Consider the following 13,283-nt stretch of genomic DNA (forward strand, 5'->3'; position numbering starts at 1 on the left):
ATTGTATCACTACACCAATCCCAGCTTTCCGAGGTCGAGGCTGATTTTCCTGTTTCCTTCAGCGATCGACTTATAAATGGCCTCAACGATAATCATATCCCGCTTTCCCATTTCCCCGGGTGCCCTGTTTACAGTTCCATTGAGAATATGACTTGCAAAGTCGTCCATCTGTAACTTTTGCTGGGATTCATTGGGAAATCGAATAGGCCCGCGTGAGGTCTCACCTGCAAGTGGGATATAGGTGCTGGCCGGTTGCAAAGTGAACCATCCATTGGTACAGGAAGCGTATAACCTGTTGGCGCTGGCATTATGAGAAGTAAAAATATTTCCCATAGCACCTCCTGGAAATTCAAATTGTGCAGTTATGGTTTCATCGGTATCCTTAAAATATTCTGGGCGGGTGCTGAACTCCTGAGCTGTTACACTTACGGGATTTTCGCCGGTGCCATAGATAGCACTTTGAATACTGTAGACCCCCATATTCACAAGGGCTCCACCCCCGGACAGTGACTTGTTGAGTCGCCATTGACCGGGATTACCCCTGGAACGATAAGCCGCTTCAGCCATTATGTAGTTTACCTCCCCAAAGGTTTTCTCCTTTACATATTTTTTTATCTCCTGGGTGTAAGGCTCTGAATGCAGGCGATATCCAATACCAAGTTTTACCCCTGCTTTTTTACACGCATCGATAATCTCATCACATTCCCCCACAGAAATTGCCATGGGTTTTTCGCAGATTACGTGTTTCCCCGCTTTGGTAGCCCTTATAGAGAATTCGGCGTGCATACTGTTCGGTAGAACCACATAGACAATGTCAATATTTTCGTTTTCGGCAATCGAATCGAAATTTTCATAATTGTATATGTTTTTCTCTTCGATATTGTGTTTGGAAGCCCAGATCCCTTCTTTTGCTTTGGTGCCCGTTACAATTCCCGCTAAGTGACAGAATTTTGTATCCTGCAGGGCCGGAGCCAACTGATATGTACTGTAACTCCCCAGGCCTACCAGGGCAATTCCCAAAGAACGATCTTCCCTCTCCTTCGCTCCCATCGCACATGCCAGAGGTGAGTGTGCCAGGATAGCAGTCCCCAATAAACCTTCAGAAAGCCTGCGATTAAAACGTCTTCTCGTTATATGTGTCATTAAATCAATGCTTTAATTAGTATTATAAAACATAGCTTTAAGGTACAAAAAACTCCTATTTCTTATTTGACATAGTTGCGTTTAATTGGGTCGACATTATTTCCTATTTTTAACTCTTAAAATCTCTTCTGATGAAAAATTCTATTTTCCTGACCCTGCTTGTTCTTTTTGTAATTCCCGGCGTTTTCTCGCAAAACAGATCAATTCCCGTGGATACCACCGTAGTCACACAACACAGTGTTACAGTAAACGGCACAAGCTTTAATTACACTGCTGAAACAGGCACCCAGCCTGTGTGGGATGAATCGGGTGAACCGATAGCTGCACTGCATTACACCTACTATACCCGTAATGGAGTAAGAGACAGGAAATCAAGGCCCTTACTAATCTCTTTTAACGGAGGACCCGGATCGGGTTCCGTTTGGATGCACCTCGCCTATACCGGACCACGTATACTAAATATTGATGACGAAGGATTTCCCGTTCAACCTTACGGGGTTAGTCAGAATCCCTATTCTGTGCTTGACGTTACCGACATTGTTTATGTTAACCCTGCCAATACCGGATATTCGAGAACCATCCCGGAAACAGGTAAGGAAGTCGACCGCAGCAAATTCTTTGGGATCAATGCAGATATCAAATACCTGGCGGAGTGGCTCAACACTTTTGTAACAAGGCATAATCGATGGAGATCGCCTAAATATATTGTAGGGGAAAGTTACGGGGGCACGAGAGTAATGGGCCTGTCCCTTGCCCTCCAGAATCAACAGTGGATGTACCTCAACGGGGTAATTATGGTGAGTCCGGCCGATTATAAAGTCATCCGGGTAGGCGGACCGGTAAGTGAAGCGCTAAACCTCCCCTATTACACTGCGGCCGCATGGCATCACAAGGCACTGCCTGCAGCTCTTCAAAGTAAAGATCTATTAGATATTTTACCCGAATCAGAAGAATATACCATCAATACGCTGATACCTGCCTTAGCCAAAGGAGGATTCATCAGCGAGGCAGAACGAAATCAGGTGGCAGAACGCGTTGCTTATTATTCGGGGCTTAGTAAGGACGAAATCCTGTCTCGTAACCTTTCAATTCCTACCTCTTACTTCTGGAAAGCGCTATTAAGAGACCGTGGATATACTGTAGGAAGATTAGATAGCCGGTATTTAGGGATTGACCGGCAAATTGCCGGTGAAAGACCTGATTATAATTCGGAAATCACTTCCTGGCTGCACAGCTTTACCCCTGCCATTAATTACTATTTGCAGGAAGAACTCAACTTTAAAACCGATATGAAATATAATATGTTCGGACCTGTGAGGCCATGGGATAATGATAATGATAATACCCGGGAAAATCTCAGACAGGCAATGGCCCAGAACCCTTATTTAAACGTCCTTATTCAAAGTGGTTATTACGATGGTGCCACCACCTATTTCAATGCAAAATACACCATGTGGCAGGTTGATCCCAGTGGAAGAATGAAGGATCGCTTTCAGTTTAAGGGATACCGTAGTGGCCATATGATGTATCTCAGAAGAGAAGACCTCAGGCAGGCGAACGAAGACATCAGGGCATTTATCCTGCAAACCCAGGCCAATGGGAAAAGTGCTAAATATTGATACTTTTCGATCATTTTAGCTCAGGATCTGGATCCTTCCTACAACAACCGTAAAGGTGGCCGGGGAATCCATAAGGTTTTGTGACTAATTAAATTCCTTGGAAAACCTCTTCTGGCGTATACTTTTATCAATATATGAACGTTATAGCGTACGTATAATCTGGATAAAAAATACCCCATGAAAAAATTGAAATTTACAGGATTGATCCTTAGTATGATCGCCCTTATTGCAATGTCTTGTGAAAAATCATCAGACACCCCCGAGCAGTCCCTATCTCCTGATCTTCCGCCGTCTGAATCGATGGCCTTTGATTTTGAAGCATTTGAAGAAGACGGAACCTCAGGCAAATCGGCCAATCTGGTTTACGATAACAAAGCTCCCAATGGAAACTGGGTTTTCTCCCGGGTGGTAGTAGGTGTTTGGAGCACTGCCTTGTATTCTACACTCGCAGTTCCTGTAGCCTCATTTCAGGCTGCTTTTACACAAACTCCCGAAAAAATATCGGAGGATACCTGGCAATGGACTTATAGCGTTGACGGATTCACCAGTGAATATACTGCACGTCTTACCGGGCAACTCACTGCAGATGCTGTATTATGGGAGATGTATATCACCAAAGAAGGAATAGAAGGATTCGATGAATTCTTATGGTTCTCCGGTAGCTCTGCTATCGATGGAAACAGCGGATTCTGGATCCTCAATCAGGGACCGGAACGACCTGATGCTATGTTGCGTATCGACTGGGAAAAGTCGGGCGAAGAAATCGGAAGTATCCGTTACACCTGGGTAAGGGAGCTAGACGACCAGGAAAATGATGATCTGTTTAGAAACAGTTATCTGGAATACGGATTACAGGACGCGTATTACGATGCATACTTTAACGCAAATGTATACGACGCCAATCTTCAGGCATTTGTAGACGTTGACATAGAATGGAACAGAAGCACCTATGAAGGACGCGTACGGGCTCTGGCATATTTCGAAGATGAAATGTGGCATTGTTGGGATGCAAATGGCGACGACGTTGCCTGTGAATAAGAGCCCAATCTAATAAAAGCTGAACCCTGCCGAATAAAGGCAGGGTTTTTTTATGGAGATAGGCCACCTATTTATTATCTTTTGGCTTTGAACCAGACCGCCGCTTCAGATGAACAAAATAGCTTTTTTTCTATTTTTTTTGGTCCTCTTACCTGCCAGTTCAATTGCTCAGGACTGGGCTCAGCTGGATGTATATAGGGAAGCCAATAAAAAATTAGCACAGAAAATGACAATGGAAAACCGTATTGTATTCTTTGGAAATTCGATTACGATTGGATGGTTACATACCCAACCTTCATTCTTTAGGGACAAACCCTATATCAACAGAGGAATAGGCGGGCAAACCACCCCTCAGATGCTTGTCCGTTTCAGACAGGATGTTATCGATCTAAAACCAGGTGTTGTACTCATTCTGGCAGGAACCAACGATATTGCGGGAAATACAGGGCCCATGACACTTGATGAGACGCTCGCGAATCTGAAATCCATGACCGAGCTCGCACAAGCGAACAACATTGCCGTAATTCTCTGTTCGGTCCTTCCGGCCTCCGACTATCCCTGGAGACCTGGGTTACGACCTGATATCAAAATACCTAAGCTTAATGCTATGATCAAAGAATACGCAGATAAACAGGGAGCTATTTATCTCGATTATTTCAGTGCTATGGTAAATGGGGAACAGGGATTGGATCCCGACCTGGCACATGACGGGGTACACCCCACAAAAAAAGGATATGAAATTATGGCTCCCCTTGCAGAAAAGGCCATTAAGAGAGCTTTGGAAGAATCGCCCTGAAAAAATCACCCATCAAATCAATAAATCTCATAATCAGAACAGTTAACCTTTGGTGTAGATGCTACTGCCTGTAAAAGATAGTTCCCATGACTAATGAGAAAGTAAGTATCCTGATGCCTTTCAGGAATACCGAAGCCTATTTACGGGAGTGTCTTGATTCCATACTCGCGCAGGATTATCCTTTTTGGGAACTCATTGCGGTTGATGATCATTCTCAGGACTCTAGTTCCGCCCTGATCTCAGAGTATCAAAAGTCGGATCCCAGAATCAAACTATTAAAAAATAACGGCAGGGGAATCATTATGGCCTTGAGGACCGCTTTTCAGGCTTCAGCAGGCTCCGTGGTTACCAGAATGGATTCGGATGATGTTATGGTCCCCGAAAAACTATCGGTAATGCTTGGGGCATTAAAGGAATCAGGCAGGGGTCATATTTCCCTCGGTCTGGTCAGGTATTTTTCGGCAAAGGGAATCAGCGACGGATATAAAAAGTATGAAAACTGGTTGAATAGGCTTACACGTGAAGGCTCAAACTTTAAAGAACGATACAAGGAATGTGTAATCCCCTCCCCCTGCTGGATGGTTTATAAAGAGGACCTCCACAAATGTGGTGCGTTTGATGAGAACAGATATCCGGAAGACTACGACCTTGCTTTTCGAATGTATGAAGCGGGTTTAAAGTGTCTTCCCTCGGAAAAAGTATTACATCTTTGGAGGGATTATTCTACCCGCACTTCACGTAACAGCCCTAATTATGCTAACAATACCTTTCTGGAAATCAAAATTCACTACTTCCTGAGACATGACCGGGATAAGATGCGGCCCTTACTTCTCTGGGGGGCCGGAAAGAAGGGTAAAACCGTAGCTAAATTGCTTCTAGAAAAGGATACTGAGTTTTACTGGGTTTGTGATAACCCCAAAAAGACCGGGAAGAAAATATATGGCCAGCCCCTGAGACCTTATGAAGATAAGATGAACTGGGCCGAAAAACCACAGAGCATTGTCACAGTCGCCAATGCAAAAGCACAAAAACAGATAAGAAGCTATCTTGACGCCAGATCATTGACAGAGATGACGGACTATTTCTTTTTCTGTTAAGTTCTTTTCGTTTAAAATTCTTAACTAACATAGATACACAACAAGATTGCTGAAAATCTTTGATTATATTTGCTAAATGATTTCAGGACATGCTGTTTAAATACCCGCAACTCCTCTGGTCGCTCTGGCTTCTACTCATCCCTATCCTAATACATCTTTTACAACTTCGCAGGTTTAAGCCCACCCCCTTTACCAATGTTAGATTATTGCAGCGGGTCCAGGCAAAGTCTCAGAAGAGTCAGACCCTTAAAAGATGGCTCCTCTTGCTTACCCGAATGGCGCTCTTCACGGCTTTGATCATTGCGTTTGCTCAGCCTTTTGTCGCAAATCCGACCGCTTTTAAAGAACAGGAAATAACGATTTACCTCGATAATTCTTTCAGTATGCAGGCCAGACAGGACAACAATTCCCTTCTGGAAAATGCTATACAGGAGCTAATTACTGCTATTCCCGAGGATGTTTCCTTTTCTTTGTTTACCAATGATTCCGAATTCAGGGAAGTTACCCTTGGAGAAATACGAAACTCCATGCTACAATTACCCTACGCTTCCAATCAGCTAACTCTCAGGGAAATCATACTAAAAGGGCAGACGTTTTTCAATGGGCGTGAAGACGTTCTAAAAAAGCTTATCCTTATTTCAGATTTTCAAAAATCGATGGAAAGTGATTCCGTGACAGTTTCGGAGGACACGGAATTGGTCTACGTGCCCATCCGGTCTGAAGAACTCCGGAATATTGCAATTGATTCGGCTTATATAAGGACTACCTCAGCTTCAGATAACGAGCTGGTCATAAAAATTTCCGCAAATACCGATTTTGGTTCTACCCCGGTATCACTTTATAATCGTGGCGATCTGATAGCCAAATCGGCCGTGACCTACAGTCCTTCTGAAAGTTCAGAATTGGTGTTCTCTTTGCCAGGCAGACAATTCATTGAGGGGGTAGTAAGTCTATCTGATTCCGGACTGGAATATGACAATGAATTATATTTTACCATCAATACCCGGGAAAAGATCAAGGTGCTGGCCGTGGGGGATTCAGAAGGGGTATTTCTCAACAGATTATTCGGTGATGATCTAACCGAATTCAGAAATATACGATCCCTGGATCAGGGCATAACTTCTCTTAACGAACAGGATCTTATCATTCTCAATCAAGTTCCCAGACTACCTCCGGCGATGAAAGAATCGCTGAGAGAATTTATTAAACAAGGGGGGAGTTTACTTCTAATCCCCTCTGTAAACATGAATATTTCAGAATTCAATCTTCTCTTAAATTCGTATGGAATTTCCTTTGGGAATAAGAACGAAACCCCCGTCGAAATAACTGGAATCAATTACACACATCCCTTGTACTCGGATGTTTTTGAAGAACGGGTAGATAATTTTGATTATCCGAAGGTTCAGGAGCACTACAGGCTTAACGGGCGGTGGAGTGGCATATTGACGTATGCCAATGAGCAACCGTTTTTGGCGAGTAGGGATAATTTGTACGTTTTTACGGCCTCCCTTGATCCGGGCAACTCCAACTTTACCAGTTCTCCTCTAATTGTTCCTACGTTGTACGCCATGGCGGTCCGCAGCAGAAGTCTATCCGAACTTTATTACCTTCTGGGAGAAAACAATTCTGTTGATATTTCTGAAGTCCTGGAAGAAGATCGAATTCTGAGTTTAAAGAAAGAGGAGCTGGAATTTATTCCCCGACAGCAATTGATTGGGGAAAAAACCCGATTATGGTTCGATGAAATTCCAACTGAACCGGGTATCTATTCGTTGGAAAATGCCGAAACAGAAAAGTCTTTCAGCTTTAATCACAAAAGGACCGAAAGCCAGCTAAACTTTCTGAATAATGAATCTTTTCATGCAGCAGCTAAAGTAAATAATTCAATCTCAGGAGTCTTTCAGGATATTGAAAGTATGAGGGCAGTTACAAGCCTTTGGAAATGGTTTGTTATTTTAGCACTGCTTTTCATTCTCGCTGAGGTAATCATTCAAAAAGCACTTAAATGAACATACTCCTTAAATCGGCCAAGATCCTCGATGAACACAACAAAGGACTACACGGGAAAGTAAGGGATATTTGGATTAAAAATGGCATTATAGAAAAAATAGGGGTCTCTGTAAAAACAGATTCAAAAACCAGGATAGTTTCCCTGCCGAACCTCCATGTGTCAAGAGGCTGGCTCGATAGCAGCGTTAGTTTTGGCGAACCGGGATATGAAGAGCGTGAAACCCTTTCCAATGGTGTTAAGGTAGCTGCCCTAAGCGGGTTTACTGATATCCTTTTAAACCCCAATACACATCCGGTTCCGGATACCAGCGGAGATATTATCTTTCTAAAAAAGACAGCCGCGGAAAAGGGTGCCAGGGTATACCCCATTGGCTCTTTAACGCGTGGGGGCGAAGGAATCGATCTGGCTGAATTATACGATATGAGTAAATCGGGTGCCGTGGCTTTTTACGATTTTAAAAGTCCGGTAACCAATTCCAATCTCCTTAAGATTGCGCTACAATACGCCCAGGGTTTCAACGGCCTGGTCTTTTCCTTCCCCCTCGATGTTTCTATCGCCGGGAAAGGCAGCGTAAATGAGGGGAATACCTCCACCAAATTAGGTCTGGGCGGAATCCCGGCACTGGCTGAGGAAATTCAGATTTCGAGAGACCTGTTTATTCTAGAATACACAGGCGGTAAATTGCATATCCCTACCATTTCCACAGCGGGAGCAGTAAACCTGATCGCCAATGCGAAGAAGAAAGGTCTCAATGTGAGCTGCAGTGTTGCGCTTCACAATCTGTTTTTTACAGATGAAGTTCTGGAAGAGTTTGATACCAATTTTAAAGTTATGCCCCCACTGAGGACATCAAAGGACCGGGAAGCACTCAGGAAAGGACTGCGAACGGGGGTAATCGACATGATCACCACAGACCACCTGCCCATTGATATTGAGGAAAAACGCATAGAATTTGACCGGGCTGCATACGGCTCCCTTGGGCTTGAATCTGCTTTTGGGATACTAAATTCCATATTCGGTACGGAACAGACTATTCAATTGCTGACTAAGGGACATGATCGTTTCGATATCCCGGCGGCTGCCCTAAAAGAGGGTGAAGTTGCCAGTCTGAGCCTTTTTAATCCCGAGGGGGATCAACAAATCGAAAAGAAGGAATTGAAATCTACTTCCAAAAACAGCATGTACGTAGGCAAGCGTGGCAAAGGTTGTGTATATGGGACTGTAATTGACGATCAGTTCTTTGTAAATCCCGACTAAGAACATTGTATGACTTCAACAGAAATTAAGGAAGGAAAAACGAGTGCTATTGTAGGGTATCTCACAATGATAGGAGCACTTATTGCAATCACCATGAATTTGGAACCCAGGAATAGCTTTGCCAGATTCCACATCAGGCAGGCATTTGGCTTGCATCTCATTTTTCTTGGATGCGCGATATTTCTGAGCGTCTGGTTTTCGAAATACGCATGGATGGCCCTTTACCTTTTTTATTTTGTGATGTGGATCTACGGCTTTATCGGCGCGTTGACAGGCAAACTCTACCCTGTACCCATTCTAGGGTCTTATTTTCAGAAATGGTTTACTTTTATTCAATAATATGACGCCTCATCACCTAAGTCTGGAACACCTTGTAAGGCCACCTAAACACACTACCGATAAAGCCCCGGCATTGTTTCTGTTTCACGGGTATGGAAGTAACGAGGAAGACCTTTTTTCTTTTGCCCCTGAACTCCCTGAATCCTTATGTGTAGTTTCGGTAAGAGCACCCCACACACTACCCCCTTATGGTTATGCCTGGTATTCTATAGATTTTGATGCAGATTTTGGAAAATGGAGCAATACGGAAGAAGCAAAAGAGTCGGTCCTGAAAATGAAGACCTTTATTGAGGAAGCTATCGTGGCTTATCATCTGGATCCTGAAAAAATTTCCCTGCTTGGTTTTAGCCAGGGTACCGTTCTTAGTTTTGCCCTTGCCCTTTCCTACCCCGAAATGGTTCAAAATATTCTGGGATTAAGCGGACATATAGATGAGAAAACACTTCGGCCCGGTTATGAAACAAAAGACCACAGTCACCTGAAGGCATATGTATCTCATGGGGAATACGACCAGGTAATCCCCTTTTCCTGGGCAGAAAAGACACCGGCTTTTTTAGACCGCCTGGGAATAGAATATATTTTTGAACACTTTCCCACCGGACATGGAGTTTCAAGAGAAAATTTCTACGGAATGCGTAACTGGTTAGAAAAACACCTTTAATTACTTCGGGTATAGAGTAAATGCTCTGCCATTGTAAAATCTACCGAAAGATCATCTTTCAATTCATACCGAATAAATAATTCGCCCCAGTATTTCCCATCTGAGAAGTCGGCTATAATCCATCGATGGTTTAACACTTTGATTTTGTTGATCTTAAAATCACTTTCCATTCCCTCATAGGGAATCAGGGGGTTGTCACCATTCCTCTCATTTGTTTCCAATAGCTTGTCTGCAATATACCGGGCTGGGTCGTCCAATGACAGGTGATCGTAGTATGCAAGCGCATCATCGTTGTTTTCAAGGGCAAAATACTGCAGGTCGAATACCTTTAATTCTGTCGTCCTGAGAGAATCCTGTACACTTTCTAATTTCACTTCCAATTCTTCTGCCTTTTCATTACTGGCAGTGAGTTGTTTTGATCCACTTACATATAGGTACAAGGCGATCATTGCAGTGAATAAAAACAGGTATAAAAAAATTCGACTTCTCATCAATTAATATTTACAATTAAATTATCATAAGCCAGGTGGACATTTGCTGGCAGGGTTTTTTCCACTTCATCATGGAAGCCCATATGATGGCTGATGTGCGTTAAGTAGGCAACATCGGGCTGTACTTTCTCCACAAAGGCCAGGGCTTCTTCAAGGTTAAAATGAGAATGGTGCGCTTCTATTCTCAACGCATTGACACATAATACTTTAATACCTTTTATCTTTTCTATCTCTTTAGGTTCAATAGACTTTACATCGGTAAGGTATGCCACCTCCCCTATGCGATATCCAAAAACCTGAAGGCGATTGTGAAAGGCTTCAATGGGATGTGCCTGTAAATTCCCGAGTTGAAAAGGCTGGTCATTTTTTACAATGTTGACTTTTACTGCCGGAGCACCTGGATACCGATTTTCATCAGAAAAAATATAATCAAACCTTCTGTTTAGATTCTCGATGACCCGCTGATGGCCATAAATTGGAATATCCCCCTGGCGGAAGAAAAATGGTCGGATATCATCTATCCCTGCTGTATGATCGGCATGTTCGTGAGTGAAGAGTATACCATCTAATTTCTTGACTTCATGTTTCAACATTTGCTGCCTGAAATCGGGCCCGCAATCAATCACGTAATTAAAATTATCCCATGAAATCAGAACTGAAACTCTTAGCCTTTTGTCCTTTGAATTTTCACTCAGGCAGACTGGATGAGTGCTCCCAATTACAGGGATTCCCTGCGAGGTACCGGTTCCCAAAAAAGTCAATTTCAACAGCTCATCTATTTTATTCAAATTTATGACTTATTTATTTAAAAGATGTCCCATTCTTATTAACTTTGACGCGTAAACCCCTGAGGAATGTCATCAGTATTAAATCAAGATCCTGCTTTCGAAAATATCCCTTCGATAAAAGCGAAAACTCTTCGTATTAATCTGAATCCTGTTATCTATGGAACCTTTGCAGAAATCGGTGCAGGGCAAGAAACGGCAAGACATTTTTTCAGATCAGGGGGTGCTTCGGGAACTATAGCCAAGGCTATGAGTGCCTACGACAAAAATTTCAGCGATGCCATTTACGGCATTGAGAAAGACGGCAGGTATGTTACCCAGAGCAGATTAAAGAAAATGCTCAACCATGAAATGCAGTTGATGGAAGAGCGTATCAGCAGGGAAGACCATCCTGACAGATTGTTTTTCACTTATGCCAACACCGTGGCGACCATCGACTTCTCGAAACGATATAAAGGTCATGGATGGGTTGGAATTATGTTTCAGCTTGATCCCAACCAGAAAGAGTACGATGAGATCATCCTTCATCTTCGTTTTAAACAAAACGAAGCCCGATTACAGCAGGAAACACTCGGCATTGTAGGAGTTAACCTGATTTACGGCGCTTTCTACAAATACAATAAGCCCAGGAAACTACTCAAATACCTATACGACCATATTGATAAGGACACCGTGGAAATTGACATGGTCAATTTTTCAGGACCAAATTTCAAGAATGTAGACAACAGATTGATTAGTCTGCAGCTGATTAAAAACGACATGACCGATGCGGTGATGTTCGGGCCAGATGGAAACAACCTGCTTCCGGCAGCTGTTCTCTACAAGAAAAATATCCTGGCCCTAAGGGGAAGTTTTCGGCCTGTGACTCTTGTAAATATGGATATGTTCCAGAAATCTTACGACATATTTGTACGCGAACAAACAGTAGAAGAGGAAAATACGGTGGTTATGTTCGAAATTACCCTGGCCAATTTAAAAGCGTCAGGAGAAATCGACGAGCAGGATTTTATGGATCGTGCTGAGCTGTTATGCTCCCTGGGCCATACTGTACTGATCTCGAAATTTCAGGAATATTATAAATTGGTTGAGTACCTAGGTAACTATACCAAGGCGAGGATCGGACTAACCATGGGGGTCAACAATCTTATTGAAATCTTTGACGAAAAGTATTACCGTCACTTGAGTGGTGGTATCCTGGAGGCCTTTGGAAAACTTTTCTTTAAGGACCTGAAGGTATACCTCTATCCCATGAAGAATCCGGAGACCGGACAGATCATGACCAGCAATAACATCAAGGTTCATCCGAGGATGAAAGAACTTTACAAGTTCTTCAAATACAATGGAAAGGTGATGGATATCATCGATTACGATCCTGAGATCATGCATATTTTCTCCAGGGATGTACTGAAAAAGATTATGAACAATGAAGAGGGCTGGGAGGAAATGCTTCCTGAGGGTATTGCCGATGTGATAAAGAAGAAAAAGCTCTTTACCCGCAATGTTGCAGCTTTAAAGGAAAAAGTATAAAAAAAACCCTGACCGAAGTCAGGGTTTTAATTTTTTGCTCATCAATCAGAGAATTTGAGCTGCGTGGTCCTTGGTTTTTACCTTATCTATTACTTTTTCCACGATGCCGTCTCCATTGACAATAAAGGTCATACGGTGAATGCCGTCGTATTCCCTTCCCATAAATTTCTTAGGCCCCCAGACTCCGAAGGCATTGATAACGGTGTGGTCCTCATCGGCCAGTAAGGGAAAGGGGAATTCGTATTTGTCCCTGAAGTTGGCCTGTTTCTTTTGTGAATCCTCGCTTACTCCCAAAAGAGAATATCCCTGAGCCTGCAACTCGGCATAATTATCTCTTAGATTACAGGCTTCTGCAATACATCCTGGTGTATTAGCTCTGGGATAAAAGAAGACGACCAGCTTATTCCCCTTATAATCGGATAGCTTAATTTCGTTTCCGTCTTGGTCTTTTGAAGTAAATTGGGGTACTTTGTCCCCCTCTTTTAGTGTTTTCATAGGTATTTTTTTTTCACCGGTAAA

At 43.0% G+C, this 13,283-nt stretch carries 13 protein-coding genes; 9 read left to right on the top strand and 4 right to left on the bottom strand.

Annotated features, from left to right (window positions below; all coding sequences use genetic code 11):
• Window positions 1-9: 9 nt before the first annotated feature.
• Complete coding sequence (locus AB8P51_RS13970) at window positions 10-1,143, bottom strand: Gfo/Idh/MocA family protein (RefSeq protein ID WP_369749473.1); 1,134 nt, start codon at window positions 1,141-1,143, stop codon at window positions 10-12.
• A 131-nt stretch (window positions 1,144-1,274) separates the two neighbouring features.
• On the opposite strand from AB8P51_RS13970, the gene AB8P51_RS13975 reads away from it, so the two are divergent.
• The 8 genes from AB8P51_RS13975 (at window position 1,275) to AB8P51_RS14010 (ending at window position 9,961) form a co-directional block, all read left to right on the top strand.
• Complete coding sequence (locus AB8P51_RS13975) at window positions 1,275-2,762, top strand: S10 family peptidase (RefSeq protein WP_369749474.1); 1,488 nt, start codon at window positions 1,275-1,277, stop codon at window positions 2,760-2,762.
• A gap of 177 nt (window positions 2,763-2,939) precedes the next feature.
• Complete coding sequence (locus AB8P51_RS13980) at window positions 2,940-3,800, top strand: hypothetical protein (RefSeq protein WP_369749475.1); 861 nt, start codon at window positions 2,940-2,942, stop codon at window positions 3,798-3,800.
• A 109-nt stretch (window positions 3,801-3,909) separates the two neighbouring features.
• Window positions 3,910-4,596: an SGNH/GDSL hydrolase family protein gene (locus AB8P51_RS13985; protein WP_369749476.1), complete on the top strand. Its 687-nt coding sequence runs from the start codon at window positions 3,910-3,912 to the stop codon at window positions 4,594-4,596.
• 86 nt (window positions 4,597-4,682) lie between these two features.
• Complete coding sequence (locus tag AB8P51_RS13990) at window positions 4,683-5,693, top strand: glycosyltransferase family 2 protein (protein ID WP_369749477.1); 1,011 nt, start codon at window positions 4,683-4,685, stop codon at window positions 5,691-5,693.
• A gap of 89 nt (window positions 5,694-5,782) precedes the next feature.
• Window positions 5,783-7,702 carry a BatA domain-containing protein gene (locus AB8P51_RS13995; RefSeq protein ID WP_369749478.1) on the top strand — a complete coding sequence of 640 codons (1,920 nt, stop codon included), beginning with the start codon at window positions 5,783-5,785 and terminating at the stop codon, window positions 7,700-7,702.
• Window positions 7,699-8,961, top strand: coding sequence for a dihydroorotase family protein (locus AB8P51_RS14000; RefSeq protein WP_369749479.1), 1,263 nt, complete (start codon window positions 7,699-7,701; stop codon window positions 8,959-8,961). Before AB8P51_RS13995 ends, AB8P51_RS14000 begins: the two co-directional genes overlap by 4 nt.
• 9 nt (window positions 8,962-8,970) lie before the next feature.
• On the top strand, window positions 8,971-9,300 hold the full coding sequence (locus AB8P51_RS14005) for a hypothetical protein (protein ID WP_369749480.1): 330 nt from the start codon (window positions 8,971-8,973) through the stop codon (window positions 9,298-9,300).
• A 1-nt stretch (window position 9,301) separates the two neighbouring features.
• On the top strand, window positions 9,302-9,961 hold the full coding sequence (locus AB8P51_RS14010; protein WP_369749481.1) for an alpha/beta hydrolase: 660 nt from the start codon (window positions 9,302-9,304) through the stop codon (window positions 9,959-9,961).
• Here the strand turns inward: AB8P51_RS14010 and AB8P51_RS14015 are convergent.
• Both AB8P51_RS14015 and AB8P51_RS14020 read right to left on the bottom strand, forming a co-directional pair.
• Complete coding sequence (locus tag AB8P51_RS14015; protein ID WP_369749482.1) at window positions 9,958-10,452, bottom strand: hydrolase; 495 nt, start codon at window positions 10,450-10,452, stop codon at window positions 9,958-9,960. The two genes, AB8P51_RS14010 and AB8P51_RS14015, sit on opposite strands and share 4 nt — an antisense overlap.
• Window positions 10,452-11,219, bottom strand: a complete 768-nt coding sequence (locus AB8P51_RS14020; RefSeq protein ID WP_369749484.1) for an MBL fold metallo-hydrolase — start codon at window positions 11,217-11,219, stop codon at window positions 10,452-10,454. The genes AB8P51_RS14015 and AB8P51_RS14020 overlap by 1 nt, the downstream gene beginning before the upstream one ends.
• Window positions 11,220-11,306: 87 nt before the next feature.
• Here AB8P51_RS14020 and AB8P51_RS14025 point away from each other — a divergent pair, with 87 nt between their 5' ends.
• Window positions 11,307-12,764: a TonB-dependent receptor gene (locus tag AB8P51_RS14025; protein ID WP_369749485.1), complete on the top strand. Its 1,458-nt coding sequence runs from the start codon at window positions 11,307-11,309 to the stop codon at window positions 12,762-12,764.
• Between the two features lie 45 nt (window positions 12,765-12,809).
• On the opposite strand, the gene bcp is transcribed toward AB8P51_RS14025, so the two are convergent.
• Window positions 12,810-13,259, bottom strand: coding sequence for a thioredoxin-dependent thiol peroxidase (gene bcp / locus AB8P51_RS14030; RefSeq protein ID WP_369749486.1), 450 nt, complete (start codon window positions 13,257-13,259; stop codon window positions 12,810-12,812).
• Between the last annotated feature and the right edge of the window lie 24 nt (window positions 13,260-13,283).

This window comes from Muriicola sp. SD30 (assembly GCF_041205185.1).
Classification (GTDB): domain Bacteria; phylum Bacteroidota; class Bacteroidia; order Flavobacteriales; family Flavobacteriaceae; genus Muriicola.

Excerpts from the sequence above, each read along its gene's own strand:
- AB8P51_RS13995 (WP_369749478.1), top strand. The coding sequence starts at position 5,783 with ATGCTGTTTAAATACCCGCAACTCCTCTGGTCGCTCTGGCTTCTACTC.
- AB8P51_RS14015 (WP_369749482.1), bottom strand. The coding sequence starts at position 10,452 with ATGAGAAGTCGAATTTTTTTATACCTGTTTTTATTCACTGCAATGATC.
- AB8P51_RS13980 (WP_369749475.1), top strand. The coding sequence starts at position 2,940 with ATGAAAAAATTGAAATTTACAGGATTGATCCTTAGTATGATCGCCCTT.
- AB8P51_RS13970 (WP_369749473.1), bottom strand. The coding sequence starts at position 1,143 with ATGACACATATAACGAGAAGACGTTTTAATCGCAGGCTTTCTGAAGGT.
- AB8P51_RS14025 (WP_369749485.1), top strand. The coding sequence starts at position 11,307 with ATGTCATCAGTATTAAATCAAGATCCTGCTTTCGAAAATATCCCTTCG.
- AB8P51_RS14000 (WP_369749479.1), top strand. The coding sequence starts at position 7,699 with ATGAACATACTCCTTAAATCGGCCAAGATCCTCGATGAACACAACAAA.
- AB8P51_RS14010 (WP_369749481.1), top strand. The coding sequence starts at position 9,302 with ATGACGCCTCATCACCTAAGTCTGGAACACCTTGTAAGGCCACCTAAA.
- AB8P51_RS13990 (WP_369749477.1), top strand. The coding sequence starts at position 4,683 with ATGACTAATGAGAAAGTAAGTATCCTGATGCCTTTCAGGAATACCGAA.
- bcp (WP_369749486.1), bottom strand. The coding sequence starts at position 13,259 with ATGAAAACACTAAAAGAGGGGGACAAAGTACCCCAATTTACTTCAAAA.
- AB8P51_RS13975 (WP_369749474.1), top strand. The coding sequence starts at position 1,275 with ATGAAAAATTCTATTTTCCTGACCCTGCTTGTTCTTTTTGTAATTCCC.
- AB8P51_RS14005 (WP_369749480.1), top strand. The coding sequence starts at position 8,971 with ATGACTTCAACAGAAATTAAGGAAGGAAAAACGAGTGCTATTGTAGGG.
- AB8P51_RS13985 (WP_369749476.1), top strand. The coding sequence starts at position 3,910 with ATGAACAAAATAGCTTTTTTTCTATTTTTTTTGGTCCTCTTACCTGCC.